Origin of the sequence: Mangrovihabitans endophyticus (genome assembly GCF_014646155.1) — a bacterium.
GTDB lineage: Bacteria > Actinomycetota > Actinomycetes > Mycobacteriales > Micromonosporaceae > Actinoplanes > Actinoplanes endophyticus.
The window spans coordinates 1-1,505 of record NZ_BMMX01000114.1; the positions used below are offsets into that span (position 1 = coordinate 1).

At 67.9% G+C, this 1,505-nt stretch carries 1 protein-coding gene; it reads right to left on the reverse strand.

Translation table 11 applies throughout. The features are described from left to right. Positions 1-27 precede the first annotated feature (27 nt). Positions 28-1,254: an IS110 family RNA-guided transposase gene (locus tag IEY73_RS32605; RefSeq protein ID WP_189083206.1), complete on the reverse strand. Its 1,227-nt coding sequence runs from the start codon at positions 1,252-1,254 to the stop codon at positions 28-30. Between the last annotated feature and the right edge of the window lie 251 nt (positions 1,255-1,505).

A 1,505-nucleotide genomic window follows, 5' to 3' on the forward strand; every position in this document is an offset into this window, starting at 1 on the left:
CTGAGAGACATCCCAGGAGCTTGAATGTCAAGCAGCGGCCTCGATGAGGTGAGACGACCAGGCGGTCGCCTCGTCGTAGGGCGTGCCGGTTTTGAGGCATCCGTGCAGGATGCCGACGAGTCGATTGGCGAGTTGGCGCAGCGCGGCGTTGTGACTGGCGCCGCGGTCGCGTTGCCGGTCGTAATACGCGCGGGCGCCGGGGGATTTCTGCAGGGCGGAGAACGCCTGGGTCATCAGTGCGTCGATGAGGCGATCGTTGTGCACGAACCGGGCCATGACGGTCCGTTTCTTCCCGGACGCGCGGGTGATCGGGCTGGTCGCGGCGTAGTTCTTACGGGCCTTCGCCGAGGCGTAACGGTCGTGGTCGTCGCCGAACTCGCCGAGCACCCGGGCGCCGAGCACGGCACCCAGTCCGGGCTGAGACAGGATGATCTCAGCGTCCGGGTGCCGGCCAAAATGGGCCTCCACCTCGCTCTGCAAGGCCTTGACCTGCTCGTTGAGAGTGACCAGCACCGCGGCCAAGGCCCGCACCGTCGCGGCGTACGCGGTGGTGACCACGGCCGGTTGGCCGAGATACTCGGCACGCAGGGCGGCCTGGATCGCCGCGGCTTTGACCGGGATGTCGCGGCGGCGGGCTCGTTTCAGGGCCGTGCTGATCTGGCTGATGCTCAACCGGGCCGCCGAGGCCGGGTCCGGGGCCTTCGCGAGCAGTTCCAGGGTGTCGCCGGCGTCCAGGTCCTCGAACGCGGCGAGCGCTGCCGGGAAGTACTCCCGCAGTGCGTGCCGCAACCGCTGCCCGGCGCGGGTGCGTTCCCAGATCAGGGTCTTGTGCATCCGGGTGACGACCTTGACCGCCGCCGCGTCGGCGCTGTCCCCGGCGATCGGGCGCAGCTGGTGCGAGTCGGTGCGCACCATGTCGGCCAGCATGTGTGCGTCCGCCGCGTCGCTCTTGGCCCCCGACAACGCGAGGCGTTCCCGGTAGCGGGCCGCCTGCAACGGGTTCACCGGGTACACCGTGTAGCCGGCGGCGACCAGCGCCTGTACCCACGGACCCCGATCGGTCTCGATCCCGATCTTCACCTGGACCACGTCGTCCTCGATGGTGTCACCGAGCGCCTGCCCGATCATCGCGTGCAGCCGGGTCATGCCCGCCATGCCTTCGGCCAGCCGGGCCTTGGCCAGCCGGCGGCCGGAGGAGTCCATCACCTCGACGTCGTGGTGGTCCTCCGCCCAGTCATCTCCCACGAACAGCAACGCGTCTCCCACCTGTCGAACCGATCACCTTCGGTAGCCAGGCAGAGAACTATCAGCGACCTAATGAAGCAGTGCTCACGCCGCAACCGGGCGGGCACGACATCCCATCAGCGATCAACTCTCCACACCGACCAGCAGCGGCACGATCTCTCAGTAGGACTCAAAGTCCAGGAAACGGGAGTGCTCGTCCGCCGGCGGCTACCTACCCACCAGGAGTCTGCCGGATGGCTTACTCCCAGAACCCATTAGGA